The sequence below is a fragment of the Ottowia beijingensis genome, from assembly GCF_042680925.1.
GTDB classification, from domain to species: Bacteria; Pseudomonadota; Gammaproteobacteria; order Burkholderiales; family Burkholderiaceae_C; genus Ottowia; species Ottowia beijingensis.
Genome location: NZ_JBHUEP010000007.1, coordinates 99,938 through 121,695, shown reverse-complemented (window position 1 = coordinate 121,695; position 21,758 = coordinate 99,938). Strand labels below are relative to the sequence as shown.

24 protein-coding genes and 1 pseudogene are annotated in these 21,758 nt (G+C 67.1%); 11 read left to right on the top strand and 14 right to left on the bottom strand.

Annotation, left to right across the window (positions count from 1 at the left end):
• Positions 1 to 27 precede the first annotated feature (27 nt).
• The 6 genes from ACFSCU_RS09985 (at position 28) to ACFSCU_RS09960 (ending at position 3,370) form a co-directional block, all read left to right on the top strand.
• Positions 28 to 594, top strand: a complete 567-nt coding sequence (locus tag ACFSCU_RS09985) for an RNA polymerase sigma factor (protein WP_180551122.1) — start codon at positions 28 to 30, stop codon at positions 592 to 594.
• Positions 591 to 1,055: a DUF3619 family protein gene (locus ACFSCU_RS09980; RefSeq protein WP_180551121.1), complete on the top strand. Its 465-nt coding sequence runs from the start codon at positions 591 to 593 to the stop codon at positions 1,053 to 1,055. Before ACFSCU_RS09985 ends, ACFSCU_RS09980 begins: the two co-directional genes overlap by 4 nt.
• 29 nt (positions 1,056 to 1,084) lie before the next feature.
• The gene (locus tag ACFSCU_RS09975) at positions 1,085 to 1,708 is read left to right on the top strand and encodes a DUF3106 domain-containing protein (protein WP_180551120.1); all 624 of its coding nucleotides are present in this window, start codon (positions 1,085 to 1,087) and stop codon (positions 1,706 to 1,708) included.
• A gap of 86 nt (positions 1,709 to 1,794) precedes the next feature.
• On the top strand, positions 1,795 to 2,310 hold the full coding sequence (locus ACFSCU_RS09970; RefSeq protein ID WP_377560586.1) for an RDD family protein: 516 nt from the start codon (positions 1,795 to 1,797) through the stop codon (positions 2,308 to 2,310).
• 53 nt (positions 2,311 to 2,363) lie between these two features.
• Positions 2,364 to 2,783 (top strand): diacylglycerol kinase, encoded by a 420-nt coding sequence (locus ACFSCU_RS09965; RefSeq protein WP_333705571.1) that lies wholly within the window; start codon positions 2,364 to 2,366, stop codon positions 2,781 to 2,783.
• Positions 2,783 to 3,370: an LOG family protein gene (locus ACFSCU_RS09960; RefSeq protein ID WP_180551119.1), complete on the top strand. Its 588-nt coding sequence runs from the start codon at positions 2,783 to 2,785 to the stop codon at positions 3,368 to 3,370. The genes ACFSCU_RS09965 and ACFSCU_RS09960 overlap by 1 nt, the downstream gene beginning before the upstream one ends.
• Before the next feature lie 87 nt (positions 3,371 to 3,457).
• On the opposite strand, the gene ACFSCU_RS09955 is transcribed toward ACFSCU_RS09960, so the two are convergent.
• The 6 genes from ACFSCU_RS09955 to ACFSCU_RS09930 form a co-directional block, all read right to left on the bottom strand.
• On the bottom strand, positions 3,458 to 3,667 hold the full coding sequence (locus tag ACFSCU_RS09955; protein WP_180551118.1) for a CsbD family protein: 210 nt from the start codon (positions 3,665 to 3,667) through the stop codon (positions 3,458 to 3,460).
• A gap of 197 nt (positions 3,668 to 3,864) precedes the next feature.
• Positions 3,865 to 5,064, bottom strand: coding sequence for a radical SAM family heme chaperone HemW (hemW, locus tag ACFSCU_RS09950; RefSeq protein ID WP_377560585.1), 1,200 nt, complete (start codon positions 5,062 to 5,064; stop codon positions 3,865 to 3,867).
• Positions 5,065 to 5,194: 130 nt separating this feature from the next.
• Positions 5,195 to 5,797, bottom strand: a complete 603-nt coding sequence (gene rdgB, locus ACFSCU_RS09945) for an RdgB/HAM1 family non-canonical purine NTP pyrophosphatase (protein ID WP_180551117.1) — start codon at positions 5,795 to 5,797, stop codon at positions 5,195 to 5,197.
• 23 nt (positions 5,798 to 5,820) lie between these two features.
• Positions 5,821 to 6,579 carry a ribonuclease PH gene (gene rph / locus ACFSCU_RS09940; RefSeq protein ID WP_333705526.1) on the bottom strand — a complete coding sequence of 253 codons (759 nt, stop codon included), beginning with the start codon at positions 6,577 to 6,579 and terminating at the stop codon, positions 5,821 to 5,823.
• 122 nt (positions 6,580 to 6,701) lie between these two features.
• Complete coding sequence (locus tag ACFSCU_RS09935) at positions 6,702 to 7,610, bottom strand: PP2C family protein-serine/threonine phosphatase (RefSeq protein WP_377560583.1); 909 nt, start codon at positions 7,608 to 7,610, stop codon at positions 6,702 to 6,704.
• Positions 7,611 to 7,683: 73 nt separating this feature from the next.
• Positions 7,684 to 8,685: a serine/threonine protein kinase gene (locus ACFSCU_RS09930; RefSeq protein WP_180551114.1), complete on the bottom strand. Its 1,002-nt coding sequence runs from the start codon at positions 8,683 to 8,685 to the stop codon at positions 7,684 to 7,686.
• 90 nt (positions 8,686 to 8,775) lie between these two features.
• Here ACFSCU_RS09930 and ACFSCU_RS09925 point away from each other — a divergent pair, with 90 nt between their 5' ends.
• Complete coding sequence (locus ACFSCU_RS09925; protein WP_377560582.1) at positions 8,776 to 9,696, top strand: YicC/YloC family endoribonuclease; 921 nt, start codon at positions 8,776 to 8,778, stop codon at positions 9,694 to 9,696.
• A 369-nt stretch (positions 9,697 to 10,065) separates the two neighbouring features.
• Here the strand turns inward: ACFSCU_RS09925 and ACFSCU_RS09920 are convergent, their stop codons facing one another.
• From ACFSCU_RS09920 to ACFSCU_RS09910, 3 genes are all read right to left on the bottom strand, one after another.
• The gene (locus ACFSCU_RS09920; protein WP_180551113.1) at positions 10,066 to 10,737 is read right to left on the bottom strand and encodes a GDSL-type esterase/lipase family protein; all 672 of its coding nucleotides are present in this window, start codon (positions 10,735 to 10,737) and stop codon (positions 10,066 to 10,068) included.
• Positions 10,734 to 12,296, bottom strand: a complete 1,563-nt coding sequence (gene gshA / locus ACFSCU_RS09915) for a glutamate--cysteine ligase (protein WP_377560581.1) — start codon at positions 12,294 to 12,296, stop codon at positions 10,734 to 10,736. Before gshA ends, ACFSCU_RS09920 begins: the two co-directional genes overlap by 4 nt.
• Before the next feature lie 70 nt (positions 12,297 to 12,366).
• Entirely contained in the window at positions 12,367 to 13,278 is a 912-nt protein-coding gene (locus ACFSCU_RS09910) for an SDR family NAD(P)-dependent oxidoreductase (RefSeq protein ID WP_377560580.1), read from the bottom strand.
• Between the two features lie 113 nt (positions 13,279 to 13,391).
• Here ACFSCU_RS09910 and ACFSCU_RS09905 point away from each other — a divergent pair, with 113 nt between their 5' ends.
• Positions 13,392 to 14,282: an NUDIX hydrolase gene (locus ACFSCU_RS09905; protein ID WP_180551112.1), complete on the top strand. Its 891-nt coding sequence runs from the start codon at positions 13,392 to 13,394 to the stop codon at positions 14,280 to 14,282.
• 148 nt (positions 14,283 to 14,430) lie between these two features.
• Here the strand turns inward: ACFSCU_RS09905 and ACFSCU_RS09900 are convergent.
• A pseudogene (locus ACFSCU_RS09900) lies at positions 14,431 to 14,571 on the bottom strand (transposase); the annotation flags it as partial.
• 211 nt (positions 14,572 to 14,782) lie between these two features.
• On the opposite strand from ACFSCU_RS09900, the gene ACFSCU_RS09895 reads away from it, so the two are divergent.
• The 3 genes from ACFSCU_RS09895 to ACFSCU_RS09885 all read left to right on the top strand — a co-directional run bounded on the left by ACFSCU_RS09895 (position 14,783) and on the right by ACFSCU_RS09885 (position 18,484).
• The gene (locus ACFSCU_RS09895) at positions 14,783 to 15,493 is read left to right on the top strand and encodes a class I SAM-dependent methyltransferase (protein WP_377560579.1); all 711 of its coding nucleotides are present in this window, start codon (positions 14,783 to 14,785) and stop codon (positions 15,491 to 15,493) included.
• 62 nt (positions 15,494 to 15,555) lie between these two features.
• Entirely contained in the window at positions 15,556 to 17,109 is a 1,554-nt protein-coding gene (locus tag ACFSCU_RS09890) for an acyl-CoA synthetase (RefSeq protein ID WP_180551111.1), read from the top strand.
• Positions 17,110 to 17,242: 133 nt separating this feature from the next.
• Positions 17,243 to 18,484 (top strand): WD40 repeat domain-containing protein, encoded by a 1,242-nt coding sequence (locus ACFSCU_RS09885; protein ID WP_377560578.1) that lies wholly within the window; start codon positions 17,243 to 17,245, stop codon positions 18,482 to 18,484.
• Between the two features lie 159 nt (positions 18,485 to 18,643).
• Here ACFSCU_RS09885 and ACFSCU_RS09880 read toward each other — a convergent pair whose 3' ends face one another.
• From ACFSCU_RS09880 to ACFSCU_RS09865, 4 genes are all read right to left on the bottom strand, one after another.
• A complete protein-coding gene (locus ACFSCU_RS09880; RefSeq protein ID WP_377560577.1) occupies positions 18,644 to 19,003 on the bottom strand; it encodes an HVO_A0114 family putative DNA-binding protein in 360 nt (119 codons plus the stop codon).
• Positions 19,000 to 19,284 (bottom strand): toxin-antitoxin system TumE family protein, encoded by a 285-nt coding sequence (locus ACFSCU_RS09875; RefSeq protein WP_377560576.1) that lies wholly within the window; start codon positions 19,282 to 19,284, stop codon positions 19,000 to 19,002. The genes ACFSCU_RS09880 and ACFSCU_RS09875 overlap by 4 nt, the downstream gene beginning before the upstream one ends.
• Before the next feature lie 433 nt (positions 19,285 to 19,717).
• Entirely contained in the window at positions 19,718 to 20,692 is a 975-nt protein-coding gene (locus ACFSCU_RS09870) for a DUF808 domain-containing protein (RefSeq protein WP_377560574.1), read from the bottom strand.
• A gap of 38 nt (positions 20,693 to 20,730) precedes the next feature.
• Positions 20,731 to 21,741 carry a tRNA-dihydrouridine synthase gene (locus ACFSCU_RS09865; protein ID WP_377560914.1) on the bottom strand — a complete coding sequence of 337 codons (1,011 nt, stop codon included), beginning with the start codon at positions 21,739 to 21,741 and terminating at the stop codon, positions 20,731 to 20,733.
• Between the last annotated feature and the right edge of the window lie 17 nt (positions 21,742 to 21,758).

Genomic DNA, 21,758 nt, shown 5'->3' with positions numbered 1-21,758 from the left:
CCACCGCCGCCCTGTCGTTCGACGTCCTTGGCCACCGAACAAGAACTCTCCGATTTCCTCAAAAGCGTCGAGAAGCGGGCGTTCAAGCGCACCGTCTACCACGTGCGCGACGAGGATGCAGCACTCGACATCGTGCAGGACAGCATGATGAAGCTGGCCGAGCACTACGGCGACAAGCCGCCGGCCGAGCTGCCGCTGCTGTTCCAGCGCATCCTGTCCAACAGCACGCTGGACTGGTTCCGCCGCCAGAAGACACGCAACGCCCTGTTCTCGAACATGAGCGACTTCGAGTCGCCCGACGGCGATGGGGATTTCGACCTGCTGGAAGCCTTTGCCGGCGCCTCGGATTCGCAGCAGATCGAAAGCGCCGAGGATTCGACGCGCCGCGCCGAGATCCTGCGGGAGATCGAGTTACAGATACAGGCCCTTCCCAACCGTCAACGCGAGGCGTTTCTGATGCGTTACTGGGAGGAAATGGATGTTGCCGAAACGGCGGCTGCCATGGGGTGCTCGGAAGGCAGTGTCAAGACGCACTGCTCGCGTGCGGTCCAGGCGCTGGCCAAGGCACTGCGAGCCAGGGGAATCCTGCCATGAACACCAACTACAGCCAACAGCACACCGATACCCTGCACAACCGTTTCGGCTTGCGCGTGGCCGCGCGCCTTTCGGCCGGTGCCGAGGCGCTGCCGCACGACATCGGCGAGCGCCTGCGTGCGGCGCGCGAACAGGCGCTGGCGCGGCGCAGGCAGCCGGTGGCGCTGGTGCGCCAGCGTGCCGCCAGCGCCGTGTCGCGCAGCGGCGACACCGCCACGCTCGGCCTGGGCGACGACGGCCTGGGCTTCTGGGGCCGCCTGGCCTCGGGCATGCTGGTGCTGGTCGTGGCGGCCGGCCTCGTCACCATCAACCTGGTGCAGGACGACGACCGCACCGCCGAAGTGGCCGAACTGGACGCCGCCCTGCTGACCGACGACCTGCCGCCCGAGGCGTACGCCGATCCGGGCTTTCTGCAATACCTGAAGTCCAGCAAGGGAGCACAGGGCAGCGTCACCCGTTAAGCTGTGGCCATCGCCCCTTCGCCACGCCCATGCGCCCCATCCTGCCGGTCCTGCTCGTCGCTCTCAGCACCCTGATGCTGACTTCGGCGTGGGCGCAGGCCCCGGCTGAAGCCACCCTGACTGCCCAGGCCGGCAGCATGATCGCCTGGCGCAGCCTGACCTCGGAGCAGCAGGCCGCGCTGCAGCCGCTCAGCAAGCTCTGGCCCACCATGGGGGCCGACCAGCAACGCAAATGGGTGGCGCTGGTCGACAACTTCAACCGCATGTCGCCCGACGAGCGCGCCACGCTGCAAAGCCGCATGACCGAATGGGCCAACCTGACCCCGGCGCAGCGCACGCAGGCGCGGCTCAATTTCGGCGAGGTGCGCCGCGTGCCCGCCGACGAAAGGCGCGCCAAATGGGAGGAATACCAGGCCCTGCCGGTCGAGGAGCGCGAGCGCCTGGCCAACGACCGGCCCAAGCCGCCCGCCGGTGCCGCACCCGCGCTGCGGCCGGCGCCGGCCGATCGCCTGCTGCGCCCCACGCGCCCGCCCGTGCCGGTGGCCACGCCTACCGGGCCGGCACCTGCCACCACGGCGCAGCCGGCGCCGCCCGTGAATCGCCATACACTTCTGCCCCAGCCGCCCGCATCGGCGCCCGAGCCGCAGCGCTGAACCGCCGACAGGCGGCCGGCATCCTGCCCGCCGCCCCAGAAGTCTCCTGTCGCATGAATTCATCCGCCGCTCCGGCCTCCCCCACCATGCCTGCCCTGCCCGCCTCGCTGCGCGCGCCCTCGCTGCGCCGCCGCATGGCCTGCTGGCTGTACGAGGGCACGCTGATGTTCGGCGTGGTGGTGCTGCCGGGCCTGGTCTTCGGCATCCTGACCAACACGCGCCACGCGTTGGACAACCGCCATGCGCTGCAGTTGCTGCTGTTCGCCGTGCTGGCGCTGTACTTCGGCTATTTCTGGGTCAAGGGCCAGACGCTGCCGATGAAGACCTGGCACATCCGCGTCGTCGACCGGCAGGGCCAGCCGCTGCGCTGGCCGCGCGCGCTGCTCCGGTATCTGCTGGCCTGGGTGTGGTTTCTGCCCCCGCTGGCCGCCATGGCGCCGTTCAAGCTGTCGGGCGGCGAGGTGACGGTGCTGATGGGGGGCTGGATCGTGGTGTGGGCGCTGCTGAGCCGCTTTCAGCGCGGGCAGCAGTTCTGGCACGACGTGTGGGCCGGCACCCGGCTGATCGACGTGCAGCCCGACCTGTCGCGCCGCCGCGTGTGAGCGCAAGCGCCGCCGCCCCCACATCCGTCATGCCCGTGCCCGACAATCGCCGCATGAATCCGCCCTCGCCACCGACCGCCTCCACCGCGCCGGACCCCGTCAACCCGCAGAAGGCACGCACCGGCCTGTCGCGCGTGTGGCACGCCACGGGCTACTCCATCGAGGGGCTGCGCGCCGGCTGGGGCGAGACCGCCTTCCGGCAGGAGGCCATTGCCGCCTTCGTGCTGCTGCCGGCGGCGTTCTGGATCGGCCGCAGCTGGATGGAGACGGCGCTGCTGGCCGGCTCGGTGCTGTTCGTGATGATCGTCGAGCTGCTCAACACCGGCATCGAGACCGCCATCGACCGCATCGGCCCGGAATGGCACGATTTGTCCAAGCGCGCCAAGGACATGGGCTCTGCCGCCGTGCTGCTCAGCCTGGTGCTGGCGGGCGGCATCTGGCTGTCGGCGCTCTACACGCATTTTTTCGCCTGATGAACGCTCCTGCCTTTTCGATCTGCGTCTACTGCGGCTCGCGCCCCGGTGTTGACGAGCGCTTCGCGCACACCGCCGCCGAGGTCGGCCACTGGATCGGCGCGCGCGGCGGCCAGCTGGTGTATGGCGGCGGCCGCAGCGGGCTCATGGGCGTGGTGGCCGATGCCACGCTGGCCGCGGGCGGCCGTGTCGTCGGCGTGATTCCGCGCACGCTGGTGGAGCGCGAGCATGCGCACCGTGGCTGCACCGAGCTGCACGTGGTCGAGACCATGCACGAGCGCAAGCGCATCATGGCCGAGCGCGCCGACGCCTTCCTGGCGCTGCCGGGCGGCATCGGCACCTTCGAGGAATTCTTCGAGACCTGGACCTGGCGCCAGCTCGGTTACCACAACAAGCCGCTCGGCCTGCTGAATCAGCACGGCTACTACGAGGCCATGCTGCGCTTCATCGACCACTGCGTGGCCAGCGGCTTCATGGATGGCAGCCAGATGCAACTGATGAACGCCGACGACGACTGGCAGCGCCTGCTGGAAACACTGGTGGAGTCGGCCGGGTTCCCGCTGCCGACGCAGGTGCACGCCATCTGAGGCGGCCACGAAAAAGCCGCGCGGCCTGAACGGCACACGCGGCTTCGGCGGTCAGGGCTCGGCGAGCGAACCCGGCAACCGTACGACTTACCAGCGGTACTTGTTGCTGCTTTCCCAGTTGCTCACCTGCTTCTCGGCTTCGTCACGGGCGATGCCGTAGCGCTCCTGCATCTTGCCGACCATCTGGTCGCGCTTGCCGGCAATCACGTCCAGATCGTCGTCCGTCAGCTTGCCCCACTGCTCTTTCACTTTGCCCTTGAACTGCTTCCAGTTGCCGGCGATGGTGTCTTCGTTCATGGTGAATCTCCTGTGATGTTTCACAAACGCCCTTCATGGGGTCATGAAGTAGTGTTGAAGCGTTTGCGATGGGTTCATCGTATGAAGAGATCGGCGCGCGCGCAGTAGGTGCCGGCGGCGCCTGTGCGTCAGTTCAGAACTACTCTGATGTGTGTCGTGCGACATAGTCGCCACACGACGGGCCAGCACCGCAGGCCTCAGTCCTCGGGCAGAAACAGCGCCTGCAGATCGCTCAGGAAATCGAAGCCGCGCGCGGTGGGCCGCAGCACCGCACCATCCTGTTCCAGCCAGCCGCTCTGCTCTGCTTTTTGCAGCGCTTCGCGCACGCTGCTGGGCGGCAGGCCGGTTCTGTCGAAGTAATCCTGCAGCGTGAAGCCATCCTTCAGCCGCAGCGCGTTCAGCATGTATTCGAACGGCAGCTCGCGCCGGGCCACCTCGTGCGCCTGCGCCACGGCGTCGCCGGCCAGGGCGCGCTCCATGTACAGCTCGGGCTGGCGGTGCCGCACCTGCCGCACGATGCGGTGCGGAAAGCTCAGCTTGCCGTGCGCGCCCGCGCCGATGCCCAGGTAGTCGCCGAACTGCCAGTAGTTCTGGTTGTGCACGCAGCGGTGGCCGGCGCGCGCGTAGGCCGAGACTTCGTAGCGCTCCAGCCCGGCCTGCGCCGTGGCTTCGGTGATGTGGTCGAGCATGTCCCACGCCACGTCCTCGTCCGGCACGCGCGGCGGAAACTTGGCGAACACCGTGTTCGGCTCGATCGTCAGGTGGTAGACCGACAGGTGCGGCGGGTTGAAGGCCAGCGCCGTGGCCAGATCGTGCTGCAGATCGGCCAGCGACTGGCCGGGCAGCGCGTACATCAGGTCGAGGTTGAAGGTGTCGAAGGCGCGCGCGGCCTCTTCCACCGCGGCGCGGGCCTGCGCGCCGTCGTGCACGCGGCCGATGGCCTGCAGGTGCCGGTCGTTGAAGCTCTGCACGCCGATCGACAGGCGCGTGACGCCGGCGGCGCGAAAGGCGGCGAAGCGCTCGCGCTCGAAGGTGCCCGGGTTGGCCTCCAGCGTGATCTCGCAGGCCGGCTCCAGCGGCAGGCGGGCGCGCACGCCGGCGATCAGGCGGTCGATCTGCGCCGGCTCGAACAGGCTGGGCGTGCCGCCGCCGATGAACACGCTGTAGATGGGGCGGCCCCAGATGAGCGGCAGGCCGGCTTCCAGATCGGCCATCAGCGCATCGACGTAGCGCGCCTGCTGCGCGGCGGCGTCGGTGCCCTCGCGCCGCTCGTGCGAGTTGAAATCGCAGTAGGGGCACTTGCGGATGCACCACGGCAGGTGCACGTACAGCGACAGCGGCGGCAGCGCTGGCAGTTGCAGCGTGCCGGGACGCAAGTAGTGCGAGACGTCGTTCATCGGCGAGGGGCGCAACAGTTCACTTCAATAATCAGAGCTGCTTGCGCACGCTGCATAAGGATTTCATTTAGAAACATATCTGAAATCCTTGACTGGCAGGCGCAAGCAGCTATGAATATTGAATCCTCCGTTACGCCAGCCAGTGCGCACGCATCAACTCCACCATGCGCGCTGCGGCGCGGCCGCGGTGGCTGTGGGCGTTCTTCATGGCGGGCGGCAGCTCGGCAAAGGTCTGGCCGAACTCAGAGATGAACATCACCGGATCGAAGCCGAAGCCGCCCGTGCCGCGCCGCTCGCGCGTGATCTCGCCCACCACGCGGCCGACGGCGATCAGCGGCTCGGGGTCGTCGGCACTGCGCAGCGCCACCAGCGTGCTGACCATGGCGGCGCGGCGGTTGTCGACATCGCGCATCTGCTCTAGCAGCGCACGCACGTTGTTGTCGTCGCTCTTTTCGTAGCCGAACTGCGTGGCGTAGAAGGCCGTGTCGACGCCCGGCAGGCCGCCGAAGGCATCGACGCACAGGCCGGCGTCGTCGGCCAGCGCGGGCAGGCCGCTCATCAAGGATGCGTGGCGCGCCTTGGCCAGCGCGTTCTCGACGAAAGTGCGGAACGGCTCCTCAGCCTCGCCGATGCCCAGGTCGGCCTGGCGCACCAGATCCATGCCCAGCGGTGCCAGCATGGCCTGCAGCTCGGCCAGCTTGCCGGCGTTGTTGGATGCCAGAACGATTTTCATGCCAAATCAGGCTGCAGCGCTTTTCAGACAAGCGCAAGCAGCTCTTGTTTTTGCAGTGCCTTGGACTGCATCGCGATCAGCTCGCCAATGCCCTTTTCGGCCAGGCGCAGCAGCTGATCCATCTCGGCACGCGAGAAGGCCACGCCCTCGGCCGTGCCCTGCACCTCGACGTAATGGCCGGCGCCGGTCATCACCACGTTCATGTCGGTGTCGCACGACGAGTCCTGTGCGTAGTCCAGATCGAGCACGGGCGTGCCGCCGACGATGCCCACCGAGATGGCCGCCACCGGGTGCAGGATGGGCGATTCGCTGATCGCGCCGCGCGCCAGCAGCCAGCTCACCGCGTCGTGCGCGGCCACGTAGGCGCCGGTGATGGCGGCGGTGCGCGTGCCACCGTCGGCCTGGATCACGTCGCAGTCGAGGTGGATGGTGCGCTCGCCCAGCTTGGCCAGGTCGAACACGGCGCGCAGGCTGCGGCCGATGAGGCGCTGGATCTCCTGCGTGCGGCCGCTCTGCTTGCCGCGCGCGGCCTCGCGGTCGCCGCGCGTGTGCGTGGCACGCGGCAGCATGCCGTATTCGGCCGTCACCCAGCCCTCGCCACTGCCGCGCTTGTGCGGCGGCACGCGCTCCTCGACGGAAGCGGTGCACAGCACCTTGGTCTGCCCGAACTCGATCAGCACCGAGCCTTCGGCATGCACGGTGTAGCCGCGCGTGATGGTGACGGGGCGCAGCGCATCGGGCGCGCGGTCGGTACGGGTGGAAGCGATGGAGTCAGTGGTCATGTTCGTGTCGAATTCAAAAGGCCGCGGAGCAGGCCATGCCAGGATCGCCGTGGACGGACCTGCGCCGGCCACTGGCGATGTCCCCCCTCGCGCAGCAGAGGGGGGAAGCGGCGTCAGCCGCTTCAGGGGGGTGTGATTTTTTTCGTTCTCTGGATCGCCTCATTGATCTCGGCGATCGAGCGCTCGATGGCCTCTTCGTCCATCTCGTCCATCAGCGGGTCCAGCCCGGCCTGGATGGTGGAGGCGAACACATCGTCGCTCATCAGCTCGGTCTCGGTGAAGCCGCTGTGCTGGAAGCCCGAATCGGCCGGCGTCTCCCATTCGAAGGCCAGCACCGTGACGTTGTCGGAATGCTCGCCGGCGGCCTGCAGCGCCATCTCCACCACCGCCGGTACGGCATCGGCCACGGGGCTGGCAGACAGCACGCTGACGATCTGCTCGTCCGTCAGGCTGCCCCACAGGCCGTCGGAGCACAGCAGCACCTTGTCGCCCTCGGCCAGGCGCAGCGGGCCGGCGACGTCGAACATGGGCCGCACCGTGGAGCCCAGGCAAGTGAACAGCACGTTGCGGTTGATGCCCTCCAGCGAGGCACCGGCCTTGGCCTGCGCCTCGCTGTACGAATGGTCGCGCGTGCGCGTGAGCAGCGCACCGTCGCGCACCACGTACAGGCGCGAATCGCCACAGTGCACCCAGTGCAGCTCGCCCGACTGCACCAGCCCGGCCACCAGCGTGGTGCGCGGCGTGTCGAGCAAGCCGCGTTCGCTGGCGTAGCGGATGATCTGGTGGTGGGCCGCCATCAGCCCCGTGGCCAGAAAGGTGGATGGCGTGGGCAGCTTGGGCTTGGCCTGGCGCTGGAAGGTGGCCGACATGGACTGCAGGGCAATCTGCGCTGCCACCTCGCCGTCCGGGTGCCCGCCCATGCCGTCGGCCAGCACGAACAGGCCGGCGTCGCGGGTGTAGCAGTAACCCATGCGGTCTTCGTTCTTCTCACGGCCGCCCAAGCGGCTGAGCTGAAATACCGAGAATTTCATTGAAACTGGGATGGAATGGCCGGGGGCTCGCCGTCACGACGGGCGGGTGCGGCGCGGCTGATGGGGGATCGCGTCAACTCTTGCCGAAGCGCGTGGCGCGCTTGAGGTTCTTCTTGGTGTCGGTCACCATGTTGTCGAACTGCAGGCGCACCTTCTCGCCCACGCTGAGTTTGGTGTACTGGCGCTCGCCCTCGCGGCTCAGCTCCTTCTGCAGCGCGAACACCGACTGCGGGCGCGACAGCGGATCGAGCGACATGCACCACTCGACCACCTCGATCAGGTTGTCGGAATACACGCCGCGCATGCGCGTGAGCGACAGCGCCAGGCGGTCTTTTTCGAGCCGCTGCGGCGCATCGTTGGGCGGGTAGCCCTGCATGCACGAATAGATGCAGGCGCCAATGGCGTAGATGTCGGTCCACGGGCCCATGGTGGAGTCGCGGCGGTACATCTCGGGCGCGGCAAAGCCGGGCGTGTACATGGGGCGGGTGAAGTTGCCTTCCTTGTTCAGCACCTCGCGCGCGGCGCCGAAGTCGATCATCACCGCCTTGTTGTCGTCGGTGATGAAGATGTTGGCCGGCTTCAGGTCCAGGTGCAGCATCTTGTGCTGGTGCACGATGCGCAGCCCGCGCAGGATCTCGTCGAACAGCGAGCGGATGGTGGACTCGCGGAACACCTTCTGCTTCTTCAGGTCGCGCGCGGTGACGATGAAGTCCTGCAGGGTCGCGCCCTCCAGGTAGTTCATCACCATGTACACGGTTTCGTTCTGGCGGAAGAAGTTCAGCACGCTCACCACCGAGGGGTGGGAGATCTGCGCCAGCGAACGGCCTTCCTCGAAGAAGCTTTTCAGGCCCAGGCGGTACAGCGACAGCTTCTCGGGCGCCACGTGCGGCACCAGTTCGCCCTGGTCGCGCACCGTCAGCGCCGAGGGCAGGTATTCCTTGATGGCGACCTGCTGGCCTTCCTTGTCGACCGCCAGATAGACCACGCCGAAACCGCCGGCCGAGATGCGACGCACCACGCGATACCCGCCGATCACCGTGTCGGCCGGCAGGGGTGCGGGTTTCTGCTTTGACATAATTTGTGCTGTCTGTCGGCCCGGCCAAAACGGCTGCGTCCCGATCAGACAAGGCCATGATAAAGACCGTTTCGCACCGGGAAAAGTAACATGTCAGTTTACAGTATGACCGGTTATGCCAGCGGTCAGCAGACCGCCCACGGCAGCACCGAAGACGCCCCGGCGTGGAAGAATGCGCAGCCCCGCGTGGGCTTGGAACTGCGCTCGGTCAACAGCCGTTTTCTGGACCTCGGCTTTCGCCTGTCGGACGAATTGCGCCAGCACGAGCCCGCGTTGCGCGAGTTGCTGGGCCAGCGCCTGAAACGCGGCAAGGTCGAGCTGCGCGCCTACCTGCAAGGCCGCGACGCCGGCACCCTGGCCGACCCACCCCCGCGAGTGCTGCAGCGCCTGGCCTCGGTGCAGGACCAGGTGCGCGTGTGGCTGCCGGATGCCGCGCCGCTGTCGGTGGCCGACGCGCTGCGCGCGGCCAGCAGCGCCGAACCGGCCGACGACGAAGGCACCGCCAAGGCGCTGATGGAACTGGCGCAGACCGTGCTGGACGATTTCGTCGCCGCGCGTGCGCGCGAAGGTGCGCGCCTGGCCAAGCTGATCCGCGAGCGCGTGGCACAGCTGCGCGAACTGGCGCGCGCCGCCGAGCCGCTGGTGCCGCAGGCGGTGCAGGCGCAGAAAGAGCGCTTCATCGCGCGCTGGCACGAGGCGCTGGCCAGCGGCGACGGCCAGGTCGGCCCCGAGGCCGCGCAGGAGCGCGCCCTGGCCGAGGCCACGGCCTTCGCCATCCGCATCGACGTGGCCGAGGAACTGGGCCGGCTGGCGGCGCACCTCGATGAGATCGAGGCCGTGCTGAAGAAAGGCGGCGAGGTCGGCAAGCGGCTGGACTTCCTGATCCAGGAACTGCACCGCGAGGCGAACACGCTGGGCAGCAAATCCGCCGCGCTGGAGCTGACGCGCGTCTCGGTCGACATGAAGGTGCTGATCGAGCAGATGCGCGAGCAGGTGCAGAACATCGAGTGAGCGGTCAGCCTCGTTGAAAACGAGGGGAGTATGTGTTTGCAGCGACCATATGGCGGGCGCTGGCGGCTGACATATCAGGGAGTATCTATCCCCATCGGCCTGTGGGAGCGGCCTTGGCCGCGATGGCGGCGCCGCGCCCTCATCCACCGCTGCATCGCGGGCAAGCCCGCTTCCACACACAGCGCGCAAGCCTGCGCCAACAAAATCAAAGGGAGTATATGTTTCAAGCGCCCAGTGAGCGGGCGCTAGCGTCTGTCACAGCAGGGAGTATCTAACGCCATCACCCTGTGGGAGCAGCCTTGGCCGCGATGGCAGCGCCCGCGCCTGCCCCAGTCACCCGCCACGGCCAACAGCGCCGCCCAACACCCCTCAGCGCGGCAACAACCCCGCCGCCGCCGCCGTGCCCTGCACGCTGCGCGCGAACTGCGCGTAGCCCTTGGCATTGGCGTGCACCTGGTCGGAACGCAGCTCGGCCTGCGCCAGCACCTCGCCCCAGCCTTCGCGCTGCAGCGGAATGTTCAGGTCCTTCGCGACCTCGGCGTACAGCGCGTGGTCGGTCATCTGGCCCAGCGCGGCGGCCACGGTGGCGCGCGGCACGGCCACCAGCAACACCTGCGCACCTGATTCGAGCGCCAGCTTGCAGGCCGCATGCACGTTGGCGCGCGTGTCGCTCTCGGGCAGCTTGCGCAGGAAGTCGTTGCCGCCGATGCTGACGATGACCAGCTTCGGGCGGTGCTCGGCCAGCAGCGCCGGCAGCCGCGCCAGCGCCTGCGCGCTGGTGTCGCCCGGCACGCCGGCGTTGACGACGTTCCAGCCCGTCAGTTCGGCCAGCACCGTGGGGTAGCTGGCCTCGGCCGAGGCGCCGGTGCCGTAGGTCAGCGAATCGCCCAGCGCCAGCACGGTGCTGCCGGCCGGCACGGGCTGCGCCTTGCCCTGGCTGCGGCCGCAGCCCGCCAGCGCGGTGCCCAGCAGCGCCGCCGCGCCCAGCGCCAGCGTGCGCGCCGCAAAGCCGCGCCGGGTGGTCTGCCCTGCCGCGCTCACACCGATTCGGCGCCGGCCAGCACCGCGCGGGCGCCGGTGCCCAGGCGCTCGGGCGAGGTGTATTCGCGCCGGTAGTCCTCGAACGGCACCTGGTCGCTGGCCTCGATGCGCTTCTGCTCGGCCACCGAGGCGGCGGCCAGCTGGTCGAAGCGCGCCTTCAGATCGGCGCTGTACGGCAGCGCCAGCAGCCGGGCGCGGGTGTCCAGCGAACGCGCGCTGACGAAGGCCGAGAAGCTGTCGGCATGCTCGGCGCGCATGGCGCTCAGCACGCGGGCCGAGGGCAGCGTGTGCGGCGCGGCCAGCGCCGCGCGGGCGGCGGCCAGGGCGTCGGCGTAGGCACGGCCGCCATCCTGTGCGTCCATGGCGGCGGCCACGGGTTCCAACTGCCCCACGATGTCGGCCGCCCAGTCGGCCAGGGTCACGGGCTGGCCCAGGCGCTGCAGCAGCAGGCCGGGCTCGCGCCCGCGCGCGGCCGTGAGATGCTGGTTGTTCTTCACCGCCGCGATCTCGTCCGGCGAATCGGGTGGGCTGTCTTCCAGCAGGCAGTGCAGCAGGAACAGGTCGAGAAAGCGCGCCGTGTCGGCGTTGAGGCCGATGGGCTCGAACGGGTCCAGGTCCATCAGCCGCACTTCGACGTATTCGACACCGCGCTCGCGCAGCGCGTGCAGCGGGCGCTCGCCGGGGCGGATGACGCGCTTGGGCCGGATGGTGCCGTAGAACTCGTTCTCGATCTGCAGCAGCGTGGTGGCCAGCTGGTTGTAGTCGCCGCCGGGGTTCTGGATGCCCACCGCCTCATAGGCCGGGTACGGCTTGGTCAAGGCTTCTTCCAGCGAGGCGGCGTAGCTCTCCAGGCTGTTGTAGCTCACGGCCAGCTGGGCCTGCGCATCGCTCTGGTAGCCCAGGCGCCCCATGCGCAGTGAGGTGGCGTGCGGCAGCCCCATGGTGTTGGCGCCCATGGGCTGCAGTTCGTGGTCGCGCCCGGCGACGAAGCACGAACACACCGCCGGCGAGGCGCCGAACAGGTACAGCAGCACCACCGCGTTGCGGCGGAAGTTGCGGATCAGCGCGAAGTAGTTGTCGTTGCTCAAACCCGGCAGCGACCAGTTGTAGTGGATACCCGAGATGGTCTGCATGCGCCGGCCGTAGCGGTGGCCCAGCCCCATGCGGTACACGCTCTTGGCGCGGCCGACGTTGCTGCTGCCGTAGCGGCCCAGCGGAATGGTTTCGTCGGTCGGCAGGCCGCAGGGCATGCTGCTGACCCACAGCATCTCGTCGCCCAGCGCGGCCAGCCCCTGGTAGACCACCTGGTGGATCTGCGACAGCTCGGCCAGCGCGGCATCGACGTTGCCATGCACGCCCGTCACCAGTTCGAGCTGCGATTCGCTGAAATCGGTGGTGATGTGCGGGTGCGTCAGCGGCGAGCCCAGCGCGGCCGGGTGCGGCGTCAGCGCCAGCGTGCCGCCGGGCTGCGCGCGCAGGCTTTCCTTCTCGATGCCGCGGCGGATGCCACGCAGACGCTCGGGCGTCAGCGTGGCCAGCCGGTCGCTCAGCGTGCTCATGTTCTTGTTCCGTTCTTTCAGGCGGGGTGGCGAAGTTAGCACAGGCGCACAAGTCCCGCCTGACGCCGGGTCAGCGGCGCGCGGCCAGCGCCTGCCCCACCTCGTTGCGGCCCTGCTCGCCGCCGACCTGCGGCACGGTTTCGCCGCTGCGGTCGCGCACCTGCTCCAGCGCGGCCGCCAGGCGCTCGGGCGTGTCGGGGGTCAGGCCCAGGTGCACGCCCTTGGTCAAGGTGACGTGCGCGGCCTCGTAGGTGCCGGCGCCGGCGGCAAAGATCATGCGGCTGGGCGCCTGCTCGCTCACCGCCACCAGCATGGCGGGCACCACGGCCTCGGGCTTCAGGGCCTCCAGCACTTCGGGCGGCAGCAGGCCTTCGGTCATGCGGGTGGCGGCGGTGGGCGCCAGGCAGTTGACGCGGATGTCGCTCTTGGCGCCTTCGATGCTCAATGTCTGCATCAGGCCCACCAGCGCCATCTTGGCGGCGCCGTAGTTGCTCTGGCCGAAGTTGCCGTACAGGCCGCTGGACGAGGTGGTCAGCACGATGCGGCCGTATTTCTGCTCGACCATGTGCGGCCAGGCGGCCTTGCACAGGTGCACGCCACCCATCAGGTGCACGTCCACCACCAGGCGGAAATCGGCCAGCTCCATCTTGCCGAAGCTCTTGTCGCGCAGGATGCCGGCGTTGTGCACCAGGATGTCGACGCGGCCCCAGGTGTCGATGGCCTGCTGCACCATGGCCTGCACGGCGTCGAAATCGGTCACCGAGGCGCCGTTGGCCATCGCCTCGCCGCCCTTGGCCTTGATCTCGTCGACCACCTTCTGCGCCGCGCTGGCGGAGCCGCCGCTGCCATCCACCGCGCCGCCCAGGTCGTTGACCACCACCTTGGCGCCGCGCTCGGCCAGCGCCAGCGCATGCAGGCGCCCCAGCCCGCCGCCGGCGCCGGTGACGATGGCCACGCGGCCGGTGAAATCGATCTTGTCCATGTGTGTTGCTCCTTGGCTTGCCTTTGACTGGCGCCGACTGTAATTCACCGCCGCCGCGCCCCCTGTAGCGCAGCCGACAAACGCCGCCCCGGCTTGGCGCCAAAATGCCGCCCATGGAACTCAACCACGACATCATCGACACCCCGCCGCGCGACTCGGCCAGCGTGGTGATGCTGCGCGACAGCGCCGACGGGCTGCAGGTGCTGCTGATGCGCCGCCACACCGATTCGGCCGTGCTGGGCGGCGCCTACGTCTTCCCCGGCGGCAAGGTGGATGCAGCCGACAGCGCGCCCGAGATGCTGGCCCTGCTCGACCGCCCCATGGCCGAGCTGCACGCCCGCGTGGCCGAACCGGCGCTGACGCCCGAGCAGGCCGCCGCCTTCTACGTGGCCGCCGCGCGCGAGGCGGCCGAGGAATCGGGCCTGCTGTATCTGCAGGTTGGCGCCGCCGAGATCGCCGAGCACAGCGCCGCCACCTGCGAGCGCCTGCGCGCCGGCGAATCCTTCGCCGCCCTGCTGGCCGAGCACGGCGCGCGGCTCGACACCGACGCCCTCGCTCCCTGGGTGCGCTGGATCACGCCGCGCCGGCCCTCGGTGATGAACAAGCGTTTCGACACGCGCTTCTTCCTTGCCGCCGTGCCGCCCGCGCAGGAGGCCAGGCACGACGACTTCGAGGTGACCGAGGCGCGCTGGCTCACGCCCAGGCAGGCGCTGCAGCAATACCGCGCGCACGAGATCGACATGGCCCCGCCGCAAATCGTCAGCCTGCTGCACCTGATGCAGTACCGCGACGTGGCCCACGCCATGGCCGACGCGCGCAGCCGCACGCCGCCGCTGATCGAGCCCCAGCCCGCCGACACCGCCGAGACCCGCGTGCTGTGCTACCCGGGCGACGAAGCCCATTCGGTACCCGCCCGTGCCCTGCCAGAGCCCGTGCCCACGCGCGTGGTGTGGCGCAACAAGCGCTTCGAGCCGCCGCAGGGCTTTGGCCCTTATCTGGATTGAACTCAACAACCACCGGCTAAAGCCGGTGGGTTGACTGCCAGGCACTGAAAGTGCCCACCCACGCGTCGACTTCACAACGCGTCCTGTAGTCAAGGCTCTGCCCTGAAGTTGTCATTTGGGTTCGGCTCAAAGTGATGCTCCAGCTACCAAAAGCCTCGCGCGTCTGGCGTACCAACTCTTTAACCCTCAGTCCAATCTCCCCACGAAGCACCCTGTAGTGGGACTTCGTGACCCACACAAAGTGATATTCGATCTGGTAGACCGTGTGGCCGCCGCATCTGTAGTGCATCCCAACATCATCGAGCTAAAGCTGACCGGCTTAAAGCCGGTGGTTTCAACCTTGTGATGGAAAATGAAGCCCGCGAAGCTCGCCCATCGCCACCCCTTTGTGGTAGCGGGCTTGCCCGCGATAGGACTTCACGCGCCGTCGATGCGCCCCATCGCGGGCAAGCCCGCTCCCACACCCACTCCACACCCCGCCGCTGTGCGCCGCCCCTGACATGGAAATCCCCGACTTCACCCCCACCGACATCGTCACCGATGAACTGGCGCTGCTGAACCGGCTGGTGCCGCTGCACGAGCAACGCATCATCGAAATCGGCTGCGGCGCCGCCTACCTGTCGCGCAAGCTGCTCACCGCCTACCCCGCCTGCACCGTCACCGGGCTGGAGGTGGATGAAGCGCAGCACGCCAAGAACCTGGCCGCGCCACCCGTGCCGGGCCTCACTTTCATCGCCGCCGGCGCGCAGGCCATCCCGTTCGACGACGCGGCCTTCGACCTGGCGATCATGCTCAAGTCGCTGCACCACGTGCCGCTGGACGGGATGGACCAGGGCCTGGCCGAGGCGCGCCGAGTGCTCAAGCCCGGCGGCCACCTGTACGTGTCCGAGCCGGTGTTCACCGGCCCCATGAACGAGATCGTGCGCCTGTTCAACGATGAGCAGGCGGTGCGCCACGCCGCCTACCAGGCCGTGCAGCGCGCCGTGGCCAGCGGTGGCTGGCGCGCCGTGGTGGAGCACCACTTCAACGTGCCCGTGCGTTACGCCGACTTCGAGGATTTCGAGCGCCGCATGACCGACGTGACCTACGCCGACCGCCGCTTCAGCCCCGCCATGCGCGAGCGCGTGCGCGAACGCTTCGAGGCGCTCAAGCCACCGCCGGGCGAGCCCTTCATCCGCCCCATGCGCGTCAATTTGCTTCAAAAAACATAGCTTCCTGCGCTTGCTGGACAAGCACCAGAGGCCAAAAACACTTGAAAAACACCGGAGACACCATGCACCCCATCACCCGCCGCCAGGCCCTGGGCGACCTGCTGCGCCGCACCGCCATCCGCCTGCCGAACAAGCTGGCCATCCATTGCGGCGACACGCGCTGGACCTATGCCGAGTTCGACGCCCTCGTCACCCGCCTGGCCGCCGGACTGGCGCAGCGCGGCATCGCCCATGGCGACAAGGTGGCCGTGCTGGCGCGCAACTCGCACGGCTTTGCCGCCATGCGCTTTGCGCTGGCGCGGCTGGGCGCGGTGCTGGTGCCCATCAACTTCATGCTGAAGGCCGACGAGGTGGCCTACATCCTGCGCCACGCCGGCGCCCGCACGCTGGCCACCGACAGCGGCCTGGCCGAGCTGGCGCGCGCCGCGGCCAAGCTGGACACGCATGTGCAGGACTTCATCTGGCTGCCCAGCGAAGACCCGAGCGAGCCGGTGGAAGGCATGGCCAGCTTTCACGACCTGGCGGCCTGCACCGCGCCGCTGCCCGACACGCCGCTGCAAAGCACCGACCTGCTGCAGATCGTCTACACCAGCGGCACCGAGTCGAGCCCGAAAGGCGCCATGCTGACGCACGACGCCGTGCTGTGGCAGTACGTCAGCTGCTGCATCAACGCTGAGGTCGCCGAAAAAGACGTGGCCCTGCACGCGCTGCCGCTGTACCACTGCGCGCAGCTCGACGTGTTCTTCGGCCCCGCCATCTACATCGGCAGCGAGAACCACATCACCGCCAAACCCACGCCCGACAACCTGCTGGCCATGATGGCGGCGCACGGCATCACCAGCTTCTTCGCCCCGCCCACGGTGTGGATCGCCCTGCTGCGCTCGCCGCTGTTCGACCAGACCGATCTGTCGAAGCTGGCCAAGGGCTACTACGGCGCCTCCATCATGCCGGTGGAGGTGATGAAGGAGATCGCCCGCCGCCTGCCGAATGTGCGCCTGTGGAACCTGTACGGCCAGACCGAAATCGCCCCGCTGGCGACGATGCTCGGCCCCGAGGATCAGCTGCGCAAACCCGGCTCGGCCGGCCGCGCGGTCATCAACGTCGAGACGCGCGTGGTCGACGACCAGATGCGCGACGTGGCCGTGGGCGAAGTCGGCGAGATCGTGCACCGCTCGCCGCACCTGATGCAGGGCTACTTCCACGACGACGAGCGGACGAAGGCCGCCTTCGAGGGCGACTGGTTCCACTCGGGCGACCTCGGCACCATCGACGACGAGGGCTACATCAGCGTGGTCGACCGCAAGAAGGACATGATCAAGTCCGGCGGCGAGAACGTCGCCAGCCGCGAGGTCGAGGAAATGATCTACCGCCTGCCCCAGGTCAGCGAAGTCGCGGTGATCGGCCTGCCCGATCCGAAGTGGGTGGAGGCGGTGACGGCGGTGATCGTGGTCAAGCAGGGGCAGGACTTGACTGAAGCGCAGGTCATCGAGCACTGCAACGCGCACATGGCGCATTTCAAGAGCCCGAAGCGCGTGGTGTTTGTCGATGCGCTGCCGAAAAATCCGAGTGGGAAGCTGTTGAAGCGGGAGTTGCGGAAAACGATTGGGGTGGATTGAGGCGCGGAGATTTTCATCCGACCTATTTATCCTCCATTTACACTTTTATTCACCACGGAAAATGTTCAAAATAATTAAAATTATTTCTTTATCACTTACTCTGGGCGCAAGCATTCCTGAAGGATACTGCTCGGTGCCTGACGAAATTCAATTACAGTGGCCACGAGTTCCTAGTCCGTACTACTCAGTTTCACAGAACGGCCAGACATTTGGCATCTTGCGGCAAGGAGGCGGAAAAACATTTGTCAGATTTCAAGATCAAACTGTGGAGCTACCAGCAATCCCCGAAGCCGAGACGAGTAATGCCCACCCAGCTCAAGATTGGGAGCACGTACATATCAATCCAGATGGGAAATACATCATAAACATAATTAAGGGTGAGCTTGTTATTCGCAACCTTCCAACAGGAGAAACCATATGGCGCGGAGTGCTTGAGGGCATTGAACGTCCATCCTATGGAATTGCTTACAGCTTCGATTCCGCAGCCAAGCAGTTTTTATTGGTTCTCGGCCACAGATTGTTTAAATTCAAGATTGACAACAATGGGATGGCAAAAAAGTCGAGTGACACGCCGATCTCTTTCGTCCCTGAAGGGCACAGCAAATGGGGCAACTTCGTTCATTCGGCAACGTTTTCCGCGGATGGCCGATTTTTGTTCATCGGCAACATGGATGGAGAAGTTCTCTCCATACGTTTAGACAGTGAGCCACCAACATTGCAATGGCGAGTACCGGTCTTCGGCCAAATCAAGGCTGGCGGTTTTGACGACGAGGCCAGTCGCTACGTTAAAAATCTTGCTTGTGCAGACAGTTGCGGTACCCTGTTGGCAACCGCCACCAGAGGGCATCAAGTGGCTCTACTTGATGCTGCAACGGGAAAAATAATCACCAAGAAAAGTGGCAATGAAAGATATCGTGTATTTAGCGTTGGCCAAGGGCATTTTTTTATGTCAGTTATTAGCGCCGATCGTCGTACAGAAACACGCACCATTGCTGACTCAGCGTTTCGTCCCGTGATGCCCATACCCCTTAGCAGCATGAGCGATGCTGTGATTTTTGGCTTTAAAGATGGTTTCGCTTCGATCGCAAAAGTGGCAAAACAAGAAAAGCAGTCAATACGGTTTACATACGTAGCGGAGCTGCTGGACAAGCATAGACAGAGGTTGGCAGCACAGCAACGTCTCCAAGCCCAATTGCCAGATTTTCGCCGCAAGCTACGTAGCGGCGATGACAGCCATTGTGGTCTTGTCATCGAGCGCAAAGGTAATATCGCCCTAGTCGAAACCATCATCGGGCAAAAATGGCTGAAAATTTCCCAGCTTCATCAACCCGGTGCCAGATCTTGCACCTTCTTCAATAACGTGCTGCAAGACTGATGGGAGGAATCGAGAGGCCGGGAATTGGCACAGGGAAATCGGAGCGAAATCGGGGTCAGGGGAAATCGGAGGGAAATCGGAGGGAAATCGGAGGGAAATCGGGGTCAGAGCCTGAGGTTTCCCCACAACTTTCGCTAGGGAATCGGGGTCAGATCACGATTACGCCGCCGCCCGCTCCAGCTTGAAGTCCACGTGGACCGTCGCGAACGGGCAGATCACGCCGCCGCCTTCGGTGCGCTCCAGCAGGCCAAGGTCGGCCAGCACCACCACGTCGTCGTGCACACGACGCACGTCGCGCGCCACCAGCCGCGCCAGTTCGCGCACCGGCAGCACCCCCCGGCCCTGCGCCGCGCGCACCAGTTCCCAGCGCTTTTCGGTGAGCTGGCCGAAGAACTGCGCCGGGCTCTCGAAGTTCAGCACTTCGCCGGCATAACGCCCGCGCGTTGCCGCCTTGCCGGCGGCGCGCAGGCCGGCGCGCCAGTCGGGCGTCTGTGTGATGGTCAATGTCCGTTCGGTCATGTCTTTCTCCTTGCGTCGATGGCGGCAATGAAGTCTTCCACCAGTTGCCCAGGCCCTTTGAACGTGTAGTCCGCCTCGTGCCCGTCGATGTGGCAATGGTCGCCCTTGCCGCGCTCGTTGTCGAAGCCGATCACCCGCTTGCCGCCCACCACGTAGGCCGCCCGGTACTTGTAGCCGTGCGTTGATGGCGGCACCGGCGAGGGCACCTTCCAGACGATCAGCTCGATCACGTCTCCCTCTGGGGTGACATCCTTGAAGTGGGTGATCAGCTGGGCGCGCATGTTGTCAATTCTGACAACAAACCACAGTTGATGTCAATCGCGACAACGGCCACCCACGAGGCAACTTTTGATTGGTATTGATCGAGGGATGGGGAAAACTTTGGGGCCATCAGGGTCAGCAAGACCTTGTCCGCGCCACCGCCTCGGCTGGCCGATACGAGGCGCTGTTTTTTTGTGGGAGCGGGCTTGCCCGCGATGGGGCGCATCGCCCAAAAGTAACGCCCATCGCGGGCAAGCCCGCTCCCACAACCCGGTGTGCCGCGTGCGCCAGTCAGGGGGCGAAGCGAAGTCGTGTTTCACTTCAGGCACAGAGCGCCACCGGTGCCAAGACGGTTGGGGCGCTCTAAATTCGTGGAGCAGGCAGCGCAGCCATCGCGGCCAAGGCCGCTCCTAAACATCCGAATTACCCCCGCAACATGCCATGGCGGCAGGCTCAATGCGCCGGCGCCCGCGTACCACCGCCGCGCAGCTTCTTGATCAGCGTGACCACGCCCACCACGATGGCGCCGGTGACGATGCCGACGACGGCGTTGGCCAGCATGCCGACCAGCCAGCCCAGGCCGCCGGCGGCAGCGCTCCATTGCTCGATGAGCGCGTAGAGCGGCCCGATGCCGTGGGCGATGATGCCGCCACCCACCAAAAACATGGCCGCCGTGCCGGCCACCGACAGGAACTTCATCAGCCACGGCGCCAGCCACAAAATGCCGCGGCCGATGGCCTGGGCGGCGCTGCTGGCCTTCTGGCTCAGCCACAGCCCCAGGTCGTCCAGCTTGACGATGCCGCCGACCAGGCCGTAGACGCCCACGGTCATCAGCAGGGCGATGCCGACCAGCACGGCCAGCTGGGTCCAGAAGTCCTGCCCGGCCACGGTGCCCAGGGTGATGGCGATGATCTCGGCCGAGAGGATGAAGTCGGTGCGGATGGCGCCCTTGACCTTGTCCTTTTCCATCTGCGCCATGTCCACGCCGGGGTCGGCCAGCGCGGCTTCGAGTTCGGCCCGGTGTGTGGCGGCCTCTTCCTTGTGCAGGACCTTGTGCGCCACTTTCTCGAAGCCCTCGAACGCCAGGAAGGCGCCGCCCACCATGAGCAGCGGCGTGACCAGCCAGGGCATGAAGGCGCTGATGGCCAGCGCGGCGGGCACCAGGATGGCCTTGTTGAGCATCGAGCCCTTGGCCACCTGCCATACCACCGGGATTTCGCGGTTGGCCGACACGCCGGTGACCTGCTGCGCGTTCAGCGCCAGGTCGTCGCCCAGCACGCCGGCGGTTTTCTGCGCCGATACCTTGGTGAGCACGGCCACGTCGTCGGCCATGGCCGCGCTTTTGCGCGCGGCCATCTTGGACATGACGGCCACGTCGTCGAGCACGGCGGCGATGTCGTCGAGCAGCAGAAGCAGGCTGGAGGCCACGGTGAATTTCCTTCAGGTAGAACGGTTGTTGATATTTTTCAAGCCTTTTCGGGCTGCAGCGCTGTACTGGCCGGCGCCGGCAGCTCCTGAATTCGAAGCACCCAGGCGCTGATGGCGTCCGGGTCGTTCACGGCGCGCAGGGCGTCGAAGGCCTGCTGGGCCTCGGGGTAGGCCACGCGCAGGTAGTTCAGCCACTGCTTCAGGCGCCCGGCGCGGTGGCGGCGCTCGACGCGGCCGCACACGTCAGCCCAGAAGTCGGCCAGCAGGGGCACGACGCGGCGCCATGGTAGGGCCGCCACGGCGGCGTCGCTGTAGGACGCCGTCATCTCGCGCGGCGCCGCAGCGGGCTGGCCGGCAGCGCGGATGGCCAGCGCCAGGCCGGGGCGGCGCACCATGCCGCGGCCCAGCATCAGGGTGCTGCAGCCGGTCACCTGGCGGCAGCGTTCGGCGTCGTCGGCGCTCCAGATCTCGCCGTTGGCGATGACGGGCAGGCGCACGGCCTCGCGCACGGCGGCGATCGACTCCCAGTAGGCCGGTGGCCGGTAGCCGTGCGCCTTGGTGCGCGCGTGCACGGCCAGCTCGCTGGCGCCGGCGCTGTCGATGGCGTGGGCGCAGTCGAGCAGGCGGGCGTCGTCGGCATTGCCCAGGCGCATCTTGGCCGAGACGGCGATGGGCGCCGGCACGGCGCGGCGCACGGCGGCGACGATGGCGTGGATCAGCTCCGGCTCGTCCAGCAGCACGGCGCCGCCGCGGTGGCGGTTCACGGTCTTGGCCGGGCAGCCGAAGTTCAGGTCGATGCCGGCCGGGGCCAGCTCGGCCAGGCGCGCGGCGTTCTCGGCCAGGCACACCGGGTCGCTGCCCAGCAGTTGCGGGCGCACCGGCACGCCAGCCGGGGTGCGGCTGCCGTGCTTCAGCTCGGGCACCACGCGCACGAAGCTGCGCGAGGGCAGCAACTGGTCGGTGATGCGGATGAACTCCGACACGCAACGGTCGACCCCGCCCACGCGCGTGAGGATGTCGCGCAGGCCGTGGTCGAGCAGGCCTTCCATCGGGGCGAGCACCAGGG

Coding starts and splice junctions, on each gene's coding strand:
- ACFSCU_RS09980 (WP_180551121.1), top strand. CDS start 591: ATGAACACCAACTACAGCCAACAGCACACCGATACCCTGCACAACCGT.
- ACFSCU_RS09975 (WP_180551120.1), top strand. CDS start 1,085: ATGCGCCCCATCCTGCCGGTCCTGCTCGTCGCTCTCAGCACCCTGATG.
- ACFSCU_RS09970 (WP_377560586.1), top strand. CDS start 1,795: ATGCCTGCCCTGCCCGCCTCGCTGCGCGCGCCCTCGCTGCGCCGCCGC.
- ACFSCU_RS09965 (WP_333705571.1), top strand. CDS start 2,364: ATGAATCCGCCCTCGCCACCGACCGCCTCCACCGCGCCGGACCCCGTC.
- ACFSCU_RS09960 (WP_180551119.1), top strand. CDS start 2,783: ATGAACGCTCCTGCCTTTTCGATCTGCGTCTACTGCGGCTCGCGCCCC.
- ACFSCU_RS09955 (WP_180551118.1), bottom strand. CDS start 3,667: ATGAACGAAGACACCATCGCCGGCAACTGGAAGCAGTTCAAGGGCAAA.
- hemW (WP_377560585.1), bottom strand. CDS start 5,064: ATGAACGACGTCTCGCACTACTTGCGTCCCGGCACGCTGCAACTGCCA.
- rdgB (WP_180551117.1), bottom strand. CDS start 5,797: ATGAAAATCGTTCTGGCATCCAACAACGCCGGCAAGCTGGCCGAGCTG.
- rph (WP_333705526.1), bottom strand. CDS start 6,579: ATGACCACTGACTCCATCGCTTCCACCCGTACCGACCGCGCGCCCGAT.
- ACFSCU_RS09935 (WP_377560583.1), bottom strand. CDS start 7,610: ATGAAATTCTCGGTATTTCAGCTCAGCCGCTTGGGCGGCCGTGAGAAG.
- ACFSCU_RS09930 (WP_180551114.1), bottom strand. CDS start 8,685: ATGTCAAAGCAGAAACCCGCACCCCTGCCGGCCGACACGGTGATCGGC.
- ACFSCU_RS09925 (WP_377560582.1), top strand. CDS start 8,776: ATGTCAGTTTACAGTATGACCGGTTATGCCAGCGGTCAGCAGACCGCC.
- gshA (WP_377560581.1), bottom strand. CDS start 12,296: ATGAGCACGCTGAGCGACCGGCTGGCCACGCTGACGCCCGAGCGTCTG.
- ACFSCU_RS09910 (WP_377560580.1), bottom strand. CDS start 13,278: ATGGACAAGATCGATTTCACCGGCCGCGTGGCCATCGTCACCGGCGCC.
- ACFSCU_RS09905 (WP_180551112.1), top strand. CDS start 13,392: ATGGAACTCAACCACGACATCATCGACACCCCGCCGCGCGACTCGGCC.
- ACFSCU_RS09895 (WP_377560579.1), top strand. CDS start 14,783: ATGGAAATCCCCGACTTCACCCCCACCGACATCGTCACCGATGAACTG.
- ACFSCU_RS09890 (WP_180551111.1), top strand. CDS start 15,556: ATGCACCCCATCACCCGCCGCCAGGCCCTGGGCGACCTGCTGCGCCGC.
- ACFSCU_RS09880 (WP_377560577.1), bottom strand. CDS start 19,003: ATGACCGAACGGACATTGACCATCACACAGACGCCCGACTGGCGCGCC.
- ACFSCU_RS09875 (WP_377560576.1), bottom strand. CDS start 19,284: ATGCGCGCCCAGCTGATCACCCACTTCAAGGATGTCACCCCAGAGGGA.
- ACFSCU_RS09865 (WP_377560914.1), bottom strand. CDS start 21,741: ATGGAAGGCCTGCTCGACCACGGCCTGCGCGACATCCTCACGCGCGTG.